Raw genomic sequence first — 14689 nt, 5'->3', positions numbered from 1 at the left:
GCGTCATACCTGGGTATCACGCCCAAAATCGTGCCCTGTGCCGACGCGGAAGGCCCGTGTCATGCGCGAGCCTTGAGGACATGGAAACACCGATTATTCAGACCCACGGTCTGACCAAAACCTATGGACACACAGACGTCGTCCACAACCTCGACCTCAAGGTCGCCCCCGGCGTGGTGCACGGCCTGCTCGGCCCGAACGGCTCCGGCAAATCCACCACGATGAAGATGCTGCTCGGCCTCATCACCCCCACGCACGGCGACATCAGCGTGCTCGGACACCCCATGACGCGAGCGAACCGCGCGCATGTCCTTGCCGGTGTCGGCTCGCTCATCGAAGCCCCCGCCGCTTACCCACACCTCACAGGTGGTGAAAACATGCGTATTGTCGCGCGTCTGCTCGGCGCCGATCCCGAAGCGGTGCGCCGCGCCGTGTCGCTAGTGCGCCTCGAGGGTCAGATGGACAAACTGGTGAAAAACTATTCGCTGGGCATGAAGCAGCGCCTCGGCATCGCGATGGCACTCGCACGCGACCCACAATTACTTATTCTCGACGAGCCCACCAACGGCCTCGACCCCGCCGGCATTGAGGAGATCCGCGAACTCATCATCAGCCTCGCCCGCGACCAGGGCCGCACCGTGCTGGTGTCGAGCCACCTGTTGTCAGAGATCGAGAAGATGGCGACCGATCTGACCATCATCAATCACGGCAAGCTCGTGTTCCAGGGCTCCCAAGACGAGCTGTACAGCGCGCAGTTGCCGGATGTGTTCATCCAGACGCCGGATGCTGCGACTGCGGTCTCGGTCCTTCGCGCATTGCAACCGAAACGGGTCGAGGGTGGTGTGGAGCTTTCCGGGCTTGACGACGACCACCTCGCCGATACCATCGCCCTTTTGGTTGCACACGGCGTGCCACTCCACCAGGTCCTGCGCAAGCGCCGCAGCCTCGAGGACATCTTCATCGGCTTGACCAACGACGAGGTGGCAGGCGCATGATGGTGGAATTCGCCAAACTGAAACGCACCAAAATCGTGTGGCTGAGCCTGCTCATGACGGTGGGGATCGTCCTATTCGCCAACATGAGTCTCTTCGCAGGCGACAACGCCGCCGCATTCCAGGCCAACCCAGATACCGCATGGGCGGGACATCTCATCGGAATCGCCATGGCGCTGGCGTTTCTGACCCCGTTGCAGTTGGCGCTGGTGGCCAGCCGCATCGTGGATACGGAGCACGTCAACGGCGGGTGGCGGCTCAACGCCATCGCAGGAACTCGGCCTGGGGCGCTGCTCCTTCGAAAGTTTGGTGTTGCGACGGTGGTAGTTGTCGTCGCAAAGTGTATTGAGTTCGCTGGGGCCATAGCGCTGCCTGTCGCGATGGGCGCGCCTGCACCGCGCGGAGCGATGCTGGAGACATGGCTGCGCTTCGGTCTCGGTGTCGCGGGCACCACGCTTGCGCTCCTCGCTGTGATGCTGCTGCTCGCCGCGCTTGTCGAGTCGCAACTTGTCGTGCTCGCCGTCGGGGTCGTCGGCGGGTTCTTTGGCATCGCATCACTGCTGTCCCCACCGTGGCTGGCTGCAGTCAATCCTTTCGGGTACGTCGCAGTGATCCTCCCGTTCGGATTCACTGAAGCAGGGGTCACCCCGTCGCAGCCCGGCTGGGTGCTGTGGAGCGGCTACCTCGTCCTCGCCGTAGCGGTCTTGGTCGCCGGTACCAAAGCCCTGGATCGAAAGGAGATCTAGACCATGGACCTAATCCTTAACGACCTGCTCAAGTTTCGACGCTCCCACGTCTGGGCGGTCGCGTTCCTCGTCCCCGTAGTTGCCGTCGCGATCGGCGCCGGCAACTACGCCGCGAACACCGGCACCCTGACCGCCGGTTGGGGCAGCTACTTCTCGCAAGTCATGCTGTTTTATGGGTTGCTGTTCTGCACTGCTGGCATCGCGATCCTCGCCGCAGCCGCCTGGCGTGTCGAGCACCGCGGGCACAACTGGCTCACCATGCTCACCTCGACGCGTTCGGTGAGCAACCTGGTGGCGTCGAAAATCGCCGCGATCGCGGTTACTGTCGCAGCGATGCACGCTGTTCTCATCGCCCTCACGTTGTTCGTCGGTTGGGCGTTGGGGATTCCCGGTGCAGTGCCAGGCGAGCTCCTCGTCGCAGCATTATTGGCCCTGGCACCAGCCGTTGCGGTGGCGTCATGGCAGTCACTGCTGTCTATGGTCATCCGTAGTTTTGCAGCACCCATCGGCATTGCGGTGGTGGTAAGTCTCGTATCGTTTGGCGCACTCGCGGCTGGGGTGCCTGGCGTGCGGTTCATCGTGGCGCCTGCGTTGTTGTCGCACACGCTGTGGCTGGGCAGTTCCGCCGTCGCTGCTGCTGGAGCGCTCGGCACTGGCACCGTTACAGGCGTTCTCGCCGCCTCCACGGCGTTGACCGTGGCTGGCTGGGCGGCTGCTGTGGCCTACCTACGGCGCACCGACGCGCGGATCTAGGCACCGGGTACGCTCACCAGCCATGGCCGCCAAAAGTGAGTTTTATGAAATCGATACCGGTGTCGCAGAGGTGCTCCACGAGCCCGACGGGTCGATGGTGTTGCTGGTCAACGGGGTGCCCAGTTCCCATATCGTGCCGGGTGATCCGCAGCGCCTCGACTTTGAGTACATGCGCTGGATGGCGGACTTTTTGGATACCCACTACCCCGACGAGGCGAAGCCGAAGTCGCGGCTGACGCACCTGGGCGGCGGCGCTTGCACGCTGGCGCGCTACTTTGCCAGCGCGTGGAAGGGCTCGCGCAACACGGTGGTGGAGATCGATTCCGAGTTGGCGGTGCTCGCCCGCGAGCTTTTCGACATCCCGCGCGCCCCAGCCGTGAAGATCCGCGTCGGAGACGCCCGCGACGTCACCGACTCGTTCAAGCCTGCCACCCGCGACGTGATCATCCGAGACGTGTTCTCGTCGGCCACCACGCCGCGGAATCTGACGACGGTGGAGTTCTATGCGGCGGTGCAGTCGTCGATAAGTGATCGCGGCTTCTACCTCGCCAACTGCGGCTCCCACGCCGACCTGAAGGAGGCGAAAGAGGAACTCGCCGGCATGCTGGAAGTATTCCCGCACGTTGCGGCGATCGCCGACCCGCCGATGTTCAAGGGGCGCCGCTACGGCAACATCGTGCTCATCGGCGCCAACCACCCGATCGAAGCCGGCGACGTGCTCACCCGCGAGCTGCTCAAAGGCGGGGTGCCAGCGCAGTTCAAAGGGCTTGGGTGGGCGCGCCGCTTTGCGACGACCCCACGCCACGACGAGCCATAAACTCCTTCACCACCGCCACCATGTCGGTCGCCTTCATATCGGGCAGATAGCAGTCCACCACGGCCAAACCAATCGACGCGAGCGCCATCTCGTCGTCGTACGCCAAATTCCAACTGGTGTGCGTCGGGTGGAACTTGTGCTTCGACGCAGCCAGCGAGCGAAACCCGTACAGCGGCTCGATCTGCGCTCCGGTCTTATCCAGCACGATCTCCAAGAACGAGGTTGGCGCATCCGTGCGTGCAAGCGGCGCCCCCGAAAGCGACACCCACTCGAGCCCCTCGCTCCCGGCGATGACGGCCGCCTCGGCAAGCAGGAATTCGATCACCGGCCTGAATCCCTCGGCGTCGCGGCGCATGAAGTCGAGCGTATAGCCCGCAAGCTTGCCGTGCTCGTACACCGGCAGCCAGCTCGTCACACCGTGGAGGCGACCTTCTTCATCAACGGCGAGGAGCAGTTTGGTGGCGTCGTCGTCAAGTTCATCGAGCCCGCCGAGCGTAAACCCCATCTCCGGCAACGCCTTGTCTGCCACCCACTGCTCCGACAGCGCGGCAATGCGCTCGCGCATCTCAAGCGTGCACTCGCGCCAGGTCGTCCATACCGGGCGAACGCCTTCCTTAGCCGCCCTGTTGCGCGCGGTGCGGATGTTTTGAAACTTCTTGCCCTTGAACTCGAGATTATCGGTGTGCAACAACGATTCTTCTGCGACGTGGACCGTCCGGAAGCCAGGCCGGTGGAACGTCTCCGGCACCGAATACCACGCCACGCGCCACCCTTGATCCGCAGCGAAATGCTCAAATGCGTCGGCGACTGTCGTCTCGTCCGCCCCCTCAGCCACGACAGGCGAACCCACCGTCACGGCAACATTGTGCGACACACGGTACGCGACGTATCCGCTGTCGCCTGCGAAAAAGTAACGGTTGCCATCCCACAGCCCCATCCACGCAAGATGATCACCTGTCCCGGATTCGAGCATGCGCCGTGCCCTCTCGCGCTCCTCCTGCATCGGTGCAGACGGCGCTGAAGAAAGCACACGAAACAGCATCCACAGCAACGCACCCCAGAACACCACGCCAACCCATTCGGAGAGCACCCACGCCGCCGGAGCATTCGGCACAATCTGATGTCCCAACTGCACGGCCACTGCAGGGGGCATAAAACGTGCAGGAAGCTCCGCAACGACACTGCTTAGGGTGACATCCCCGATGAATCCGTCGCGCAAGATAAGGGCGCCGGTCACCCACGCGGTTGTCGTCGATAAGAGCACTGCGATACCTGGAACAAGCATCGGACGCAGGTTCGACCCAACGCGGAACTTCGCCCGCTGAGCAATCAACACCGCCAGCATGAGCACCCACGGCAACACCACCAAACCGGCGTTCACGGTGGTCAGCGCGTCGCTGCGCACGTCGAGCACCTGCGCCACCACAACCACCAACGACGCCGCACACAACACCGTCGCACCCCACCACGCCAGCCGCCGGCCGCGACGCAGCCCAAGCGCAAGCACCACCGCAAGCACCACCGGCACCAAATTGAGCAACAGCGGCCCCAACCCACTTTGCTGGTTAATGGCCATCGCCTCCCGGCAGGCAAGCGAGGAAGAATCCACACAACGCTCCTGAACCTCGCGCGCGGCCACCGCAGGCTCCCACATCAAGAGGCTTTCCGCCGCAAAAGGACCCTGCGCCGCAGGGTTGAGCGCAGTCAGCACGGGCCCGACCGATACAGCAAGGAGTAACACTGCGACGAGGACACGCGACTCCCGCAGCGTCGGTCGCGCCGCCGTGAACTGACGCGCTCCGGCGAGCACGCCACAGACAAGGCCCACCACAACTGCTGTAAACGCAGCAACAGAGGTCAGCGTTCCCGAATACAACACAAGCGTGCCGGTCAGCGCCACAAGCACGAGACGGACCCTGCGACGCCACAACACACCCATCGACGCAGAGGCGAACGCAAGCGGCCCAATCATCCACGGCAACGGGGTGAGGTAAGTCTCGTTAACCAAGTCGGCGCCCCACCTGTTAAACCCTGCCTGCTCAACCATCGCGCCGAGCACACACGCCAACGGAAACACCAGCGCATGCGATGCGGCTGCGGCGACAACGAACCTGCGTGAACCCAAGGCACGCTCTGCGGGAACGGCGAAGCACACCGCGGCGAGCGTGGCATAGATTGCCTGGGCGACATTTGGCGTTGACAAGCCCGCCGTGATCAGGTGCCACAAATGCACATCGGCGGGAAGGTCGTAACCCAGATGCGCCCGCCACGGAAACAGCGCCCATATGAAGGCGACAAGGATCAGCGTCACTGGGACGTGTTTCATTTCAGTCCTCCCCGGTGGGCGACGAATTCGAAGTTTTCGCGCAGCGCTACCCGCCACACTTGGTAACTATGCGCTCCGGGTAGTTCGGTGTAGGTGGTGTCCATCCCCGCCGCGCGGGCAAGATCGTTCAGGTGAGGCAGCGCGGTGCTTGCCATCTTGTCACTCTCTCCTGCGACGAACCGTCCCGCAATGCCGCGGTAAGTATCGGTCCCCTTCGCGTTTGCGAGCAGGTCGGCGGGGTTGATCGCTTTGAAGGCGTCTTCATCGCCGCCGAAGAGCTCGTTCACCGTCTTGTCGTGGTTGCCAAGGGATGGTTCGGGCTCCCCGGAGAAATCCAGAAACGACCCGTACGCCTCAGGGCTGTTAGTCACGACTTGTAGCGAGCAGGTCCCGCCGTAACTCAGTCCCCCGATCGTCCACGTCGACTGGTCAGGATTGACGCGGAACGTGTCTTTCAATAGCGCAGGAATATCGCTGGAAAGGTAGGTGTGCATGGCAACGTCCGGCCCGTCGACGCATGCGGGGTTGCCCGTCGCGGAGCCTGTCGCATCAACACTGACGACGATCGGAGAAACCCCTCCGTGCTCCTGCTGGTACGCATCGGCGGTTTCTGCCGCCTGCCCGTCCGTGAACCACCCCATTGGGGATCCTGGACTTCCCGACATCAGCACCAGCACCGGTAGTGTGGCGCCGTGCCAATACGCGGGCGGCACGTAGACGACTGCATCCCGTTCAGGTGGGGCGGGCACCGTGACAAGGGCTCCTACTTCCCGGCCGTGCAGTTGTGGGGCGGTGTCTGTGCGTTCGAACTGCTCTAGGCTCATCGCTACGGTCACGCGCACGGGGTGGAACGATCCAAGCGTTGGGTACTGCTGGTACTGCAAGTTGGTGCCCAAGAATGCGAAAACTACCGCTGGCACCGCAACAACGGCCAAGAGCAGCCGCCGCCGACCGACTATCGCCGCAACTACTGCGAAGACGCCCACCGCCCACGACGCGTAGACGCGCAGCGGAATGCTATCGGGGAACGGTTTCGGCCACACGGTCAGCGCAAATACCACAACGCCCATGAGCGCAGCAGCCCCGAGCACTGCCCACCTCAAGCGGCGACGGCCAACGAGCACGGCGACAAAAATTACGCATACCGCCAGCGCGACGTAGATGACGACAGCAGCTGTGCCGCCAACCACCGGGATCGATCGAAGTGTTTCCACGGTGAGTATGTTTACTCCCTATGGCGCTTGCGTCCTATATCCCGAGGTTCCTTCCGGATCCATCCACAGTATCTTCCCAGCCACACGTCGTTGTCGCGTTGCACGGCACGCTCGGAGAACCTTTTGCGTTCCGCAAACTTGCACGTGAGTTGGAGCGCAGAGGGGTTGGTCTCCTCGCGCCTGCTTTTGGCCGAAGGGGCACATTGCTTCTCGACGACTGCGCCGCCGAAATCGCCCACACCATCACATCGTTGCCCGAAACGGCCAGACGCGTCGATATCGTCGGGCACTCCTACGGCGGGCTCGTCGGCCTTCGGGCGCTGGCTGTGCCGGAGGTTCGTAAGCGCGTCCACACGTTGGTCGGTCTCGGCGCGTGTTGGCGCGGCACTGACAGCGGATGGTGGCCCAGGTGGCTGGTGCGCCGGGTGATCGGGGAATCTTTCGTCGGGCTCGAGGAGCACGACACGCAGCCGGTAGTTCCCCCGAACGTTGAGGTCGTCTCGATTGTCTCGGATGCGGACCGGGTGGTGCCGGCGTCGTCGTCAAGCTTGGGGCGCGTGGTGCACCTCCACGGGGTTGCGCACAACAGGCTTCCGGCCCAAATAGGGCCGATCATGCGCGCCCTGGGCTGTTAGTGCTTCAGCGCGTTATCCAGCAAGATCAGCAGATCGCCGATCTGGTAGTTGCCGACCATCATGGTGCGCAGGTCGTCGATAGGCAGCTCGCCCTGGCCCGCGAGCTGCTGGACCAGACGTGCGATGTTGTTCGCATCCGTCAGGTCGAAGCCCGCCAGACGTGCGGCGTCGATGAACTGCTGCACACCAAGACCACCGGCAGCCAGCGCAAGAACCGCGATAACCAGCTTGGTGCTGTCCTGCTCAAGCACCTTCAACTCGCCGGAATCAGGCGCCTGGAAACGCTCCAACACGCCACCAGCAGCGTTCAAGTTGCCCGCGGCGAACTGGTTCAACTGACCCGACGTGCCGTTAAACAGGTTCATGTCCACCGGGGTGTTGATGCCGACGACACGGCCGGAGTCGCTGCGCTGCCAAAACGACAACTTGTCCCAACCACCAACCGGCGCCGGGGGCTGATTCTGGTACGCGGCAAGCCACAGCGGGTAGGACGTGAACGCAGAGGTGTCGTTCATGTGCTCGTACCAGAAGTAGCGGTACGTGTAGATCATCGGCTTTTTGCCCGTCTGCGCCTGCACCTCAGACAGGAAGCGCTGCGTCCACGCCGCAAGCTGGACCGGGCCGAGGCCCTCGTCGACCTCAAGGTCGAGCACCGGCGGCAACTGCGTTGCCGGGCCCTGGTTGATCACGGAGGCGAAGTAACGCGCCTGCGTAACAGGGTCCTCGGCGGGGCGCGCGTAGTGGTAGGCGCCGACCTTCAGGCCGGCGTCGGCGGCCGCTTTGGCGTCTTCGTCGTAAAACTCGTTCTTCCAGCCCTCCCCCTCAGATGCCTTGACAAAGGCGAAGTCCTGGCCGCCGATCGTGCCCACCGAGCGCCAGTCGATGGCAGCACCGCCCGGACGCTGATGGCCCGCGACGTCGACGCCAGAGACCACGCCCGGGATCGACTGAGCGTCGGCCTGACCAAGCGGGGTGACGGTCGTAGCAAGAAGCAGGGCGGCTGCTGCGGCCGCTGCGGAACGGATTCGGCGAGACATCTGCATGCGGGCAACACTAGTGCACCCAAATCACACACATCACACGCGACACGCGCGTTGCCGGTTAGAGCGCGCCAGCTGCCCGCGCCCTTTCCACCACGTCCGGGATCGCGTTGAGGAACGCCTCCACGTCCTGCGCAGTGTTCGTACGTCCGACCGTCACACGCAACGCCCCCATCGCCTCACGCTCGCTGTACCCCATCGCCTCAAGCACGTGGCTCATGCGCAGCACGCCACTGGCGCACGCCGAGCCCGCCGACACCGAAATACCCTGCACGTCCAGCAACATGATCAACGCGTCCGCGTTCGCGCCGGGGAACATGAAGTGCGCGTGCCCCGGCAGCGCGGGCTCTTGCGTTGCGACGACCACCCCATCCACACGTTGCCTCACCCCCTCAATGAGCGCATCCCGCAGGCGCTCAATCTCGGTATGTTCTGCGATCGCCTCCTCGAGCGCCACCGCCGTGGCGGCGGCCGATGCGACGTCGACCGTGCCGGAGCGGATCCCGCGCTCCTGACCCCCGCCCAGAATCACCGGCTTCGGCGCGGGCGAGCGTTTCGCTAGCAGAATGCCGGTGCCGCGCGGGCCGCCAAACTTGTGAGCGCTGGCCGCAAGCGTGGTCGCGCCAAGCGCGTGAAAATCCACCGGCACGTGGCCGACCGCTTGCACCGCATCGACGTGCACCGGCGTGCCGACGGCGGTGGCGCGCTCGATCGCCTCACCCACCGGCTGGATCGCGCCAGTTTCGTTGTTCGCCCACATCATCGTCGCAACCGCCGCCGGCGTATCCAGCGCGCTCAAGTCCTTAGCGTGCCCGTCGCGACCAACCGGCAGCCACTCCACATCCGCCCCAGTCTGGCCGAGAGACTTGACTACTTCGAGGACGGCGGGGTGCTCGATAGGCGTAGCAACCACCCGATCCAGCTCGGATGCATCAAACAGCCCGCGTACCCCAATGTTGTTAGCTTCCGTGCCTGAGCCGGTAAACACCACCTCGACAGGGTCGGCGCCGAGGGCGCCCGCGATGCGCTCGCGGGCGTCGGCAAGCACGGCATTCGCCTTGCGCCCCGCAGCGTGTTGGCTTCCCGCGTTGAGGGCGCCTGCGTGTTCCACCCACGCGTCGATCGCACTTTGGCGCATCGGAGTTGTAGCAGCGTGATCGAAATAGACCATGCGCCCAAGGTTAGGCGTGCACGCGCGACCCGCACACATGCGCCACCGCCTGATCCCCAATCCGCGCGATCACCACCGCCATCTGCGCCTTGCCGCGCAGCTTGAGTTTCTTGCGCAACTGGTCCGGATCGACATCCACACCACGCACAAGGATCTCCACGCTGCCCGCACCGTGCGAGGCGAGCACCTTCTTCAGGCTGCGCAGCGGCACCGCCTCCACAAACGGAAAACCACTGTAGCCCGCCGGGATCTGCTCGCCAGTCAGATACGCGATGTGCTCATCGAGCATGCTCAGCCCGTGACGCGCTGCCCACCCGCGCACCAGCCCCGCGCGCACCACTGCCCCGTCCGGGTCGATGATGTAGCGCTGTGGTGCGGTGGTCTCCACGGTGTCGTCGTCAAGATCTGTGACACGCTCCTCCACCTCGCGCAACACCACTGCCTCTCGACGAACCCCTCCCGCCAACCCCGGCGTATACAAACACGCCTCCTTGACGCCGCCGTCGACAGACACCACACTGACCAGCCCGTCCCACCCGGAATAGTCAATGCCCGGCGCGCACTTCACCGCCATCTCGCGGCCAGCATGCGCGTCGAGCAGATCCGGCAGCGGCGGAAGCAACTGCGCCGGGTCGGTAATGCGACGTCCTCCGGCGCGGCGCGCGGGATCAGCGACGACCACCCCGTCAGACGTCACCGGCCTGAGCGCATCCGCCTGCGCCAGCCACGCCTCCTGCCCCAGGTTGTGCCGCGCCATGATCAGCCGAGACATATCCAGGTCGCTGCCCATCCACGCGATGCCACGTTGACGAAACGCAGGCGCCTCCGAGCCGACAGAGCACGTCACATCGTGCACCATCTGCGCCCCCGCCTCGGCGAGTCGCGTGGCACGTACCCCCGCCACGCGCGCCGGGGTGGCCTGCTGCGCGGCATCGGCATCAGTGAGCCAGTCAGCGGGAAACTTGCCTGCCGCGGCGCGCCGGGCGGCGATGAGTGCACTGACGGCTCGGGCGTAGTCGCCAAAGTGCTTATCCAATACGGCACGGTCGGCAAACACACTCGACTTGGTCAGGGTGATCTCGGGTTCGACTGCAGCAATGGCCTCAGTGTTCGCTGCGAGGAACCGTGCCTCTGCGACGCTAAATGTCATAGCGTTTTCCGATCCTGTCGACTGGTTGGAACGTAAAGAATTCCTCATAACGCTCGTCGTCGACCGGGTCGCCGATCACGGGTGCCAGGCTTGCGCCTTCGGCGGTGTGCAGGACGTCGTCGACAGTGTCGAAGCGGCGCAATTCGTTCAACTGGGCCCACGTCGAAGGGGCAAGGCGCACCAATCCATGCCGCCAGCCGTCGAGGATCAACTGTGGCGGGAACCAGTTCGCGTCGTCTGCCTCCCACGTATCCGAATCCGGCTCTTGGCCCTCCGGATTAGCGGCGACAAAGGTAAACGTGTCAAACCAATTGCCGCTTTCGGACACCCCCACCCAGCGCGCCACCGGCTTGAGCAGGTCCGCACACACGTTGAGGTTGCTCTCCTGCAACACGTCGGTCAGGGACAACTCGTGCGATTCCAGCAGGAGGCGGTGGTTGTGGAAGGGGCGGGCGTCGTCGAGAAGCGTGCCGTCGTCGTCAACCGCAAGCAGTGTGCCAGTCTCCTCGAACAGCTCGCGCACCGCAGCAAACAGCACCGCGTGGGCCTTGTACTTGGTCACCCCAAGCTGGCGAGCCAGCGAAATCGCCGAACGCCCCAGCCACAACTCGCCATCATCCCAAGCACGCGGCGGGAAATCGCGCGAATCCACCCCGCCGCCCGGAAACACCGTCAACCCCGGGTAATTCGGCATGGACAGGACACGCTCCTGCACCCACACCTCAATCCCCTCGGCGCTGTTACGCAGCAGAATTACCGTCGCAGACAAACGCGCACCGAAAAACCCGCTCTTCTCGCTCGGGTCAATCGAATCGGCCTCGTCGTGCGACAACACGGCCTCGTTGCGCTTCTTCTCCGTCGGCATTGCTCCCACCCCGGCGGTCTATGCCCGGTGTGCACCCCTACGGGCTGAACGGGCGCGGCGTGCGAAGAAACGCCCGTCAGCGCGCGTCACTTCGATCGGCTGGTGGTAGGCGCGCGAGACGTTCTCGGACGTCAGCACGTCATCGATGAGGCCTTGGGCGACAATCTCGCCTTCGTCCAGCAGCATCGCGTGGGTAAACCCGTCCGGGATCTCCTCCAGGTGGTGGGTGATCATGACGATCGCCGGCGCATCCGGGTCCATCGCCAGATCCCCCAGGTAGGCCAGGAGGTCCTCGCGGCCGCCCAAGTCCATGCCGGCGGCGGGCTCGTCGAGAATGAGCAGCTCCGGGTTGGTCATCACGGCACGCGCAACGAGCACGCGCTTCTTCTCACCGTCAGACAGAGTGCCCCAACGACGGTCGATCAGGTGCATCGCGCCAACCTGCTCAAGCACTTCGAGGGCCTGGTCGTAATCCATCTCGTCGTAGTCCTCGCGCCAGCGCCCCAAAATGGCGTAACCAGCGGAGACCACGAGGTCGCCGACCTTCTCGTCCTCCGGCACACGGTTCGCCACCGCGGAGGACGTCACGCCGATCGCGGCACGCAGGTCGCGCATATCGGTCGCGCCGACGCGCTCGCCGAGAATGAACACGTGGCCTGCCGATGGGAATTCCTGCGCCGACGCCATCCGGATCAAGGTGGTCTTACCGGCGCCGTTCGGCCCGATGACCACCCACCTCTCGTCGAGCTCGACCTGCCAATCGACAGGGCCGACGAGCGTGTGCCCGCCACGAATGAAGGACACGTCGCGCATGTCGATGAGCAGGTCCGGATCTGTCACCAATTCCTCTGTCTGATTCACGTCCCCCATCTTGGCCTATTTCGGCCCGCGTGTGTGGTTGCCCCGCGCTACCCTGGCGGGTGAATCAATGGTCGCTCGGAAGGTTTTGATGATGGTTGCTCGCTTCGGCATCGACGACGTCCGCCCCCAGGTCTCTGGGCGCACGTTGCCGTCGAAGGCGGTTGTTGGTGAGGTCGTGCCGGTTTCCGCGTTGGTGTGGCGCGAGGGCCACGATGCGATTGCTGCGACGCTGGTACTTGTCGCGCCGTCGGGTGCGCAGTACGAGGTGCCGATGCACGCCGAGTTTTATCGGCCGGATTATTGCCATGCGGTGTTTGTGCCGGACGAGCAAGGTCTGTGGCTCTATCGGGTGGATGCGTGGAGCGACGTCATGGCCACGTGGCGCAACGCGGTGGAAAAGAAGCTCGCCGCCGGCCAGTCGTTAGCGGAGTTGTCCAACGATATTGCGCATGGCGTGGAATTGTTCGACGCCGCGATTGCTCAGCATTCCTCCCCGGTGCTTGCCTCCGCGCGCGCATCGCTTATCGACGACACCCTGCCCCTTTCCCAACGCATCACCCCCGGGTGTTCCCAGGAGGTGCAAGACGTGCTCGCCGAACACCCCCTGCGTGAATTGGTCACCCGCGGGCCCGTCGCCGATATCCTTGTGGAGCGTCGCGAGGCACTTGTGAACTCCTGGTACGAACTGTTTCCCCGTTCCACCGGCGGTGTGGATAAAAAGGGCAACCCGATCCACGGCACCTGGGCCACCACCGCGGCGCAATTGGACCGAGTGGCGGCGATGGGGTTCGACACCGTCTACTTCCCGCCCATCCACCCGATTGGCGAGGTCAACCGCAAAGGCCGCAACAACACCTTGACCTCCGAAGACGGCGACGTCGGCTCCCCGTGGGCCATCGGGTCTAAATACGGCGGCCACGACGCCTTCGACCCAAACCTGGGCGGCGAGGACGAATTTTTGGACATGATGGACCACGCCAACGAGTTGGGTCTGGAGATCGCCCTCGACTTCGCCCTACAGGCAGCACCAGATCATCCGTGGGCGAAGGAACACCCCGAGTTTTTCACCGTGCTCGCCGACGGCACCATCGCTTACGCCGAAAACCCGCCAAAGAAGTACCAGGACATCTACCCGCTGAACTTCGACAACGCGCCCGAGGCCCTCTACGCCGAGATCTACCGAGTGCTCATGTACTGGGTCAACCTCGGCGTGACCACCTTCCGCGTAGACAATCCCCACACGAAGCCGGTGAACTTCTGGCACTGGCTCATTTCCAAGGTCCACGAAACCGACCCGGACGTCATCTTCCTCGCCGAGGCGTTTACCCGCCCGCCGCGCATGTACGGGCTGTCCAAGGCTGGGTTTAGCCAGTCGTACACCCACTTCACCTGGAAAGTGACCAAGGCGGAGTTGACCGACTTCGCCCAACTGCTTGTCGACGTCGCCGACGTCTCCCGCCCCAACCTCTTCGTCAACACCCCCGACATCCTGCACGCCACCCTGCAGACCGGTGGCCCGGCAGCGTTTGCCCTGCGCGCCACACTCGCTGCCACCATGAGCCCTTTGTGGGGCGTGTACTCCGGCTACGAACTCTACGAAAACCGCCCCGTCGCCGCCGGCAGCGAGGAATACCACGACAGCGAAAAATACCAACTGCGCCATCGCGACTTCGACGCTGCTCTCAAGCAAGGCAAATCCCTCGAGCCGTACCTGACGCTGCTCAACCAGATCCGTCGCGACAACCCCGCCCTGCAACAACTGCGCCAAATCCGCTTCCACCGCATCGACAACGACAACCTCATCGCCTACTCCAAGGTCGATGCGATTTCCGGCAACGCGGTGTTGGTCGTCGTCAATCTGGACCCCACCGGCACCCAAGAAGGCCTGCTGCACATCGACGCCGACGCCATCGGACTGAGCCCCGGCACCTTCGACGTCCACGACCAGATCACCAACGAGCGCTACACGTGGACAACCGCCGAAACCGGCAACTACATCAAACTCTCGCCCGAGAAGAACGTCGCCCACGTGGTGCGTTTGCCCGAGGTGTCTCCGGATCGTCGAGAAGCACTCGCGTACCGTCAGATCTCAGACCACGACTACCGCCCCTAAGGACCA

13 protein-coding genes are annotated in these 14689 nt (G+C 64.0%); 6 read left to right on the top strand and 7 right to left on the bottom strand.

From position 1 onward, the window contains the following. Positions 1-80: 80 nt before the first annotated feature. The 4 genes from CCOY_RS05525 to CCOY_RS05510 are packed head-to-tail and all read left to right on the top strand — an operon-like array spanning position 81 to position 3308. Positions 81-995 (top strand): ABC transporter ATP-binding protein, encoded by a 915-nt coding sequence (locus tag CCOY_RS05525; RefSeq protein ID WP_092102341.1) that lies wholly within the window; start codon positions 81-83, stop codon positions 993-995. Continuing rightward, complete coding sequence (locus CCOY_RS05520; protein ID WP_092102338.1) at positions 992-1738, top strand: ABC transporter permease; 747 nt, start codon at positions 992-994, stop codon at positions 1736-1738. The genes CCOY_RS05525 and CCOY_RS05520 overlap by 4 nt, the downstream gene beginning before the upstream one ends. 3 nt (positions 1739-1741) lie before the next feature. Further along, positions 1742-2491 carry an ABC transporter permease gene (locus CCOY_RS05515; RefSeq protein ID WP_092102335.1) on the top strand — a complete coding sequence of 250 codons (750 nt, stop codon included), beginning with the start codon at positions 1742-1744 and terminating at the stop codon, positions 2489-2491. 22 nt (positions 2492-2513) lie between these two features. After that, positions 2514-3308, top strand: coding sequence for a spermidine synthase (locus CCOY_RS05510; protein WP_092102332.1), 795 nt, complete (start codon positions 2514-2516; stop codon positions 3306-3308). Here the strand turns inward: CCOY_RS05510 and CCOY_RS05505 are convergent. Both CCOY_RS05505 and CCOY_RS05500 read right to left on the bottom strand, forming a co-directional pair. After that, positions 3250-5634, bottom strand: a complete 2385-nt coding sequence (locus tag CCOY_RS05505) for a bifunctional lysylphosphatidylglycerol flippase/synthetase MprF (RefSeq protein WP_092102329.1) — start codon at positions 5632-5634, stop codon at positions 3250-3252. The two genes, CCOY_RS05510 and CCOY_RS05505, sit on opposite strands and share 59 nt — an antisense overlap. Then, complete coding sequence (locus CCOY_RS05500) at positions 5631-6848, bottom strand: alpha/beta hydrolase (RefSeq protein ID WP_092102326.1); 1218 nt, start codon at positions 6846-6848, stop codon at positions 5631-5633. Before CCOY_RS05500 ends, CCOY_RS05505 begins: the two co-directional genes overlap by 4 nt. A gap of 20 nt (positions 6849-6868) precedes the next feature. Between CCOY_RS05500 and CCOY_RS05495 the strand changes: the two genes are divergently transcribed. Further along, entirely contained in the window at positions 6869-7483 is a 615-nt protein-coding gene (locus CCOY_RS05495) for an esterase/lipase family protein (protein WP_092102323.1), read from the top strand. On the opposite strand, the gene CCOY_RS05490 is transcribed toward CCOY_RS05495, so the two are convergent. The 5 genes from CCOY_RS05490 to CCOY_RS05470 are packed head-to-tail and all read right to left on the bottom strand — an operon-like array spanning position 7480 to position 12522. Further along, positions 7480-8526, bottom strand: coding sequence for a glycoside hydrolase family 25 protein (locus tag CCOY_RS05490; RefSeq protein ID WP_092102321.1), 1047 nt, complete (start codon positions 8524-8526; stop codon positions 7480-7482). The two genes, CCOY_RS05495 and CCOY_RS05490, sit on opposite strands and share 4 nt — an antisense overlap. A 58-nt stretch (positions 8527-8584) precedes the next feature. Continuing rightward, entirely contained in the window at positions 8585-9694 is a 1110-nt protein-coding gene (locus CCOY_RS05485; protein WP_092102318.1) for a cysteine desulfurase family protein, read from the bottom strand. Between the two features lie 10 nt (positions 9695-9704). Then, positions 9705-10844 (bottom strand): THUMP-like domain-containing protein, encoded by a 1140-nt coding sequence (locus CCOY_RS05480; protein WP_092102316.1) that lies wholly within the window; start codon positions 10842-10844, stop codon positions 9705-9707. Continuing rightward, positions 10834-11709 carry an NUDIX hydrolase gene (locus CCOY_RS05475; protein WP_092102313.1) on the bottom strand — a complete coding sequence of 292 codons (876 nt, stop codon included), beginning with the start codon at positions 11707-11709 and terminating at the stop codon, positions 10834-10836. Before CCOY_RS05475 ends, CCOY_RS05480 begins: the two co-directional genes overlap by 11 nt. An 18-nt stretch (positions 11710-11727) precedes the next feature. Continuing rightward, positions 11728-12522: an ABC transporter ATP-binding protein gene (locus tag CCOY_RS05470; protein ID WP_371440414.1), complete on the bottom strand. Its 795-nt coding sequence runs from the start codon at positions 12520-12522 to the stop codon at positions 11728-11730. A 139-nt stretch (positions 12523-12661) separates the two neighbouring features. Between CCOY_RS05470 and CCOY_RS05465 the strand changes: the two genes are divergently transcribed. Further along, complete coding sequence (locus tag CCOY_RS05465; protein ID WP_092102310.1) at positions 12662-14683, top strand: maltotransferase domain-containing protein; 2022 nt, start codon at positions 12662-12664, stop codon at positions 14681-14683. The last annotated feature ends 6 nt before the right edge of the window (positions 14684-14689 follow it).

Origin of the sequence: Corynebacterium coyleae (genome assembly GCF_030408635.1) — a bacterium.
Lineage (GTDB): Bacteria > Actinomycetota > Actinomycetes > Mycobacteriales > Mycobacteriaceae > Corynebacterium > Corynebacterium coyleae.
The sequence above is the reverse complement of the archived record's forward strand: the minus strand, read 5'-3'. Positions and strand labels throughout refer to the sequence as shown.

What these genes read in the sequence shown, in the direction of transcription:
- CCOY_RS05515 (WP_092102335.1), top strand. Translation starts at nt 1,742, where the DNA reads ATGGACCTAATCCTTAACGACCTGCTCAAGTTTCGACGCTCCCACGTC.
- CCOY_RS05495 (WP_092102323.1), top strand. Translation starts at nt 6,869, where the DNA reads ATGGCGCTTGCGTCCTATATCCCGAGGTTCCTTCCGGATCCATCCACA.
- CCOY_RS05505 (WP_092102329.1), bottom strand. Translation starts at nt 5,634, where the DNA reads ATGAAACACGTCCCAGTGACGCTGATCCTTGTCGCCTTCATATGGGCG.
- CCOY_RS05525 (WP_092102341.1), top strand. Translation starts at nt 81, where the DNA reads ATGGAAACACCGATTATTCAGACCCACGGTCTGACCAAAACCTATGGA.
- CCOY_RS05470 (WP_371440414.1), bottom strand. Translation starts at nt 12,522, where the DNA reads ATGCGCGACGTGTCCTTCATTCGTGGCGGGCACACGCTCGTCGGCCCT.
- CCOY_RS05465 (WP_092102310.1), top strand. Translation starts at nt 12,662, where the DNA reads ATGGTTGCTCGCTTCGGCATCGACGACGTCCGCCCCCAGGTCTCTGGG.
- CCOY_RS05490 (WP_092102321.1), bottom strand. Translation starts at nt 8,526, where the DNA reads ATGCAGATGTCTCGCCGAATCCGTTCCGCAGCGGCCGCAGCAGCCGCC.
- CCOY_RS05510 (WP_092102332.1), top strand. Translation starts at nt 2,514, where the DNA reads ATGGCCGCCAAAAGTGAGTTTTATGAAATCGATACCGGTGTCGCAGAG.
- CCOY_RS05520 (WP_092102338.1), top strand. Translation starts at nt 992, where the DNA reads ATGATGGTGGAATTCGCCAAACTGAAACGCACCAAAATCGTGTGGCTG.
- CCOY_RS05475 (WP_092102313.1), bottom strand. Translation starts at nt 11,709, where the DNA reads ATGCCGACGGAGAAGAAGCGCAACGAGGCCGTGTTGTCGCACGACGAG.
- CCOY_RS05485 (WP_092102318.1), bottom strand. Translation starts at nt 9,694, where the DNA reads ATGGTCTATTTCGATCACGCTGCTACAACTCCGATGCGCCAAAGTGCG.
- CCOY_RS05480 (WP_092102316.1), bottom strand. Translation starts at nt 10,844, where the DNA reads ATGACATTTAGCGTCGCAGAGGCACGGTTCCTCGCAGCGAACACTGAG.